Source organism: Frankia canadensis, assembly GCF_900197875.1.
Lineage (GTDB): Bacteria > Actinomycetota > Actinomycetes > Frankiales > Frankiaceae > Frankia > Frankia canadensis.
The window spans coordinates 1-4438 of the sequence record NZ_FZMO01000292.1 but is presented as its reverse complement, the minus strand read 5'-3'; the positions used below and the strand labels follow the sequence as shown (position 1 = coordinate 4438).

The window sequence follows — 4438 nt, the reverse complement described above, 5'->3', positions numbered from 1 at the left end:
CCCTCCCCGTCGATCCCGCCCGGGGGATCGCCCCCCGATCCTACGCGAGAGCATGCGCACTGCTATTATTGATGCCACGGTATATTTGACACAACTCAACGAATGGGCGGATGCTGACATCCGTCCGGCGTCCTTCCTCCTCGCCACGGAGATCCTCATGTCCGACCAGTCGAACGCGGCCGCGCCGGCCGCCGACGCCAGGCTCGACCCGGCGCTGATCCGCCTGTCCGCCACGGTCATGCTCGGCGCGATCATGGTGATCCTCGACACGACCATCGTCTCGATCGCCATCCACGCGCTCGGCAACGAGTTCCACACGTCGCTGTCGACCATCTCCTGGGTCACCACCGGCTACCTGCTGGCGCTCGCCGTCGTGATCCCGATGGCCGGCTGGGCGGTCGAGCGGTTCGGCGCCACCCGGATGTGGACCATCTCGCTGACACTGTTCGTCGTGGGCAGCGCGCTGTGCGGCATGGCCTGGTCCGCGGAGGCGCTGATCGCCTTCCGGATCCTGCAGGGCCTCGGCGGCGGCATGATCATGCCGATCTGCATGACGCTGCTCGCCCAGGCCGCCGGCCCGCAGCGGATCGGCCGGGTCATGAGCATCATCGGCGTTCCCATGCTCATCGCGCCGGTCCTCGGGCCCGTCGTCGGCGGCCTGATCGTCGACCACCTGAGCTGGCGCTGGATCTTCTACGTGAACGTGCCGATCGGCGTGATCGCCCTGATCGCCGCCTGGCGGGTGCTGCCCCGCACCGACCGCGGCTCCGCGAGCCACCGGCTCGACGTCCCCGGCCTGGCACTGATCTCCCCGGGCCTGGCCGCGCTCGTCTACGGCCTGTCCGAGGCGGGCAACGGCGGCGGCTTCGGCTCGCTGAAGGTGCAGATCAGCGTCGCGATCGGCCTGGTCCTGCTGGCCGGGTTCGTCGTCCACGCGCTGCGCCGCGACGGTGCCCTGCTCGACCTGCGGCTGTTCCGCAACCGCGGGTTCAGCGTCGCGAGCGTCGCGACGTTCATCATCGGCGCGATGCTGTTCGGCGCGATGTTCCTGCTGCCGCTCTACTACCAGATCGCCCGTGGGCAGAGCGCCAGCGACGCCGGCCTGCTGATGGCTCCGCAGGGCCTGGGCGCCATGATCGCGATGGCGATCGCCGGCCGGGTCTCCGACCGTCGTGGCCCCCGCGCGGTCGTCCCGCTCGGCATGCTGCTGTCCCTGCTCGGCACGCTGGTGTTCACCCAGGTCGACGGCCACACCAACGAGGCCCTGCTGGCGCTGGCGCTGTTCGTGCGCGGCCTCGGCTTCGGCGCCGCGATGATGCCCGCCATGAGCGCCGCCTACGCGACCCTCGCCCCCGCCGCCGTCCCGCGTGCGACGACCACGCTGAACATCCTGCAGCGGGTCGGCGGGTCGCTGGCCACCGCGCTGGTCGCCGTCGAGTTGCAACACGCCGTCGCCCACCGGGTGGGGGGCGGGAGCGGCGCGGGCGCGCTCGCCGAGTCGGCCGGCGCGAAGCTCTCCGGCCCGATCGCCGACAAGGTCGGCGAGGCGTTCGGCGTCACGTTCTGGTGGGTCGTCGCCCTGACCGCCGTCGGCCTCGTCGCGAGCGTCTTCCTTCCCGGCCGCAGCCGTCCCGCGTCCGCCGCGGGGTCGGACACTCCGGCGACAACCCCCGCGGACGTCCAGGCGGCGTCCCCGCATCCCGAACCGGTCACGGTCGATTAGGTCGCGTCTCGAATTGTGATCTTCGCGTGTGGGTTCAGTGTCCGTTTCGTCCCGGTAGATCGATACGGGAGGTCCCGTTCCCCTGCCTGGCCGGGAAGTCTGCGTAACATGCGCGCGTGCTGACCTACGCCAGCGACCTCGACACGGCGTTCGTCATCACCCGGGCGGCCAGGCTGGATCCGGAGCGGGCGATGGTCGAGAGCCTGTCGCACACGGTGTGATGGCACCGGCCGTTCGGGTTCGACGAGTGGGCGCTGTTCGAGACGAGGAGGCACCGGATGTCGGGCGAAACGGGTGGCTTAGCGGGTGGCGGGAGCCGTCCGGCCAGCTTCTACCGGTACGCGGAGGTGCTCGCCGAGCAGCCGGCGGTGATCGAGGTGGGCGGGGGCACCGTCACCTACGGTGAGATGGCTGGCCGGGTGAATCGGGCTTCGCACGCTCTGCGGGCGGCGGGGCTCGCCGCCGGGGAGCGGGTCGCGGTCCTGATGGGTAACTCGGCTCGGTTCCTGGAGATCGCGCTCGCGGCGGGGCAGATCGGGGTGCAGCTCGTCCCGGTCAACACCCAGCTCACCCCCGAGGAGGTCGCCTACATTCTGGCGAACAGCGACAGCCGGCTGCTGTTCGCCGACGCCGAGCGGCTGGGTCGGGCCGAGGCCGCCCGGCGTTCGCTGGGGCGCGACCCGGCCGGGCTGGTCGCGGTGGACGCGGTGGACGCGCCGGCGCCGCCGGGGCACGGGAGTACGACGCGCTGGTCGTGGGGCAGCCGGACACCGAGCCGGCCGATCGGGTGCACGCCAACGTCATGCTGTACACGTCGGGCACGACCGGGCGTCCCAAGGGTGTCGTGTGGCCGGTGTCGGCGGCGATAGATCCCGAGGTGGGGGTCGCGTCGACGGATCCGCTCATGGAGCTGCGGGGCATGACCCACGACCCCGGCGCGGTCTCGCTCATCGCCGGGCCGCTTTACCACGGTGCTCCGGGCGCCTGGGCGTTACAGGGCTTACATCACGGACATTGCGTGCTGCTCGCCGGCCGGTGGGACAGCGAGACGTTCCTGCGCCTGGTCGAGCGGTACCGGGTGCGCACCGCGCAGCTCGCGCCGATCCACTTCCACCGGCTGCTCACGCTGCCCGACGAGGTGCGCGACCGGTACGACGTCGGCTCCCTGCAGGTGGTCAGCCACTCCGGCGCCGCGACGCCGGTGGCGACCAAGCACCGGATGATGGCGTGGTTCGGGCCGGTGCTGTGGGAGTACTACGCGGCCTCAGAGGGGTTCGGCACGTCGATCACACCGACCGACTGGCTGGCGCACCCGGGCAGCGTCGGGCGCGCCGACGGCAACGGAGCGGCCATGCTCATCCTCGACGAGGACGGCAAGGAGCTGCCGGCCGGGGAGACCGGACAGCTGTGGATCCGCCTCTCGGCCACCATGCGCAGCTCCTATCTGGGCGACCCGGAGGCGACGGCGGCGAGCCGTCGCGGCGAGTACCACTCGGTCGGAGACATGGCCTACCTCGACGCCGAGGGCTGGTTGTACCTCGTCGACCGGCGCACCGACATGATCCTCTCCGGTGGGGTCAACGTGTATCCGGCCGAGGTCGAGGACGCGCTGCGCCGCCACCCCGGCGTGGCCGACGTCGCCGTCATCGGCGTGCCCGACGAGGAGTGGGGGTGGCGCGTCCACGCGGTGGTCGTGCCCGCCGACGGCGCGTTGGCCGGGCCCGCGCTCGCCGAGGAGATCCGCGGCTTCGCGGAGCAGGTTCTCGCCGGCTACAAGCGGCCCCGCGGCCTCGAGTTCCGCGAGAGCCTGCCCTACTCGCCGACCGGCAAGCTGCTGCGCCGCGCGTTGCGCGACGAACCCAGCCCCTGACCCAGCTCAGCCCCTGACCCAGCTCAGCCCCTGAAGCTAGTGCGTGAGCGTGATGGAGAGCGCCTCGGCGCGGATGGCGGTCAGCGCCTCGGTATCGGCGAGCAGGGCGCGGAACGTGAACTCGAGCACCTCGTCGATGCCCATGGACGGGCTGCTTCGCACCACCGCTGCCGCGTCCAGCACGCCGAACACGAGCCGGCTGGTGTGGGCGGGGTCGACGGCCCGGAAGACACCGTCGGCGACGGCACCCGCGATCAGGTCCGCGCAGTAGCGCCGGCCCGCCAGCACCTCCCTCTGCTGGGGGGCGAAGACGGGGTCGGCGAGCTCCCGGGTGCGCAGCAGCGCGGTGACGACGAACGGCGTGGTCAACATGAGGTCGCCCAGTTCGTGCAGCCAGCGGTAGAGCCGCACCGCGGGGCCGTGCGGCAGCGGGGCCAGTTGGTCGACCACCGCGGCCATCCGGATCGAGGTGCGGTCGAACAGGGCGGCGAGAATCGCCTCCTTCGACCCGAAGTGCTTGTAGAGGCTGGGCTGGCGGATGCCGACGGCCGCCGCGATATCCCGCGTGGTGGTGGTCGTGAAACCACGCTGGGCGAACAGCCGGGCCGCTTCCGTCAGCACACGTTGGGCCGTCGGTGAGCACGGCGGAGCCGCTGGTGGAGATTGCGGGAGGCGGTCGGTCACTGTCCTCCATTCCCCTTCCTGCACATCGGTCTCCTGTGCATTGGTTGCTCGTCAGGCTATCGTATGATAGCTTGCGGTCGAGATCGATGAGCATTTTCAAAGTTGGTTTTTTTAGATTCCTTCCTGTTCCAGGACGAAGACGGCTTGGGTGAATGTGCCGA

At 70.9% G+C, this 4438-nt stretch carries 4 protein-coding genes; 3 read left to right on the top strand and 1 reads right to left on the bottom strand.

The annotated features are described in order from the left end of the window. Nucleotides 1-157 precede the first annotated feature (157 nt). The 3 genes from C1A33_RS21015 (at nucleotide 158) to C1A33_RS37525 (ending at nucleotide 3593) form a co-directional block, all read left to right on the top strand. A complete protein-coding gene (locus C1A33_RS21015) occupies nucleotides 158-1723 on the top strand; it encodes a DHA2 family efflux MFS transporter permease subunit (RefSeq protein WP_101833135.1) in 1566 nt (521 codons plus the stop codon). Nucleotides 1724-2001: 278 nt separating this feature from the next. Beyond that, nucleotides 2002-2592, top strand: coding sequence for an AMP-binding protein (locus C1A33_RS37530; RefSeq protein WP_101833134.1), 591 nt, complete (start codon nucleotides 2002-2004; stop codon nucleotides 2590-2592). Further along, complete coding sequence (locus tag C1A33_RS37525; protein WP_165818506.1) at nucleotides 2478-3593, top strand: AMP-binding protein; 1116 nt, start codon at nucleotides 2478-2480, stop codon at nucleotides 3591-3593. The genes C1A33_RS37530 and C1A33_RS37525 overlap by 115 nt, the downstream gene beginning before the upstream one ends. 36 nt (nucleotides 3594-3629) lie before the next feature. Here C1A33_RS37525 and C1A33_RS21000 read toward each other — a convergent pair whose 3' ends face one another. Beyond that, nucleotides 3630-4214: a TetR/AcrR family transcriptional regulator gene (locus tag C1A33_RS21000; RefSeq protein ID WP_165818505.1), complete on the bottom strand. Its 585-nt coding sequence runs from the start codon at nucleotides 4212-4214 to the stop codon at nucleotides 3630-3632. Nucleotides 4215-4438: the final 224 nt, after the last annotated feature.

Coding starts and splice junctions, on each gene's coding strand:
- C1A33_RS21015 (WP_101833135.1), top strand. CDS start 158: ATGTCCGACCAGTCGAACGCGGCCGCGCCGGCCGCCGACGCCAGGCTC.
- C1A33_RS37530 (WP_101833134.1), top strand. CDS start 2,002: ATGTCGGGCGAAACGGGTGGCTTAGCGGGTGGCGGGAGCCGTCCGGCC.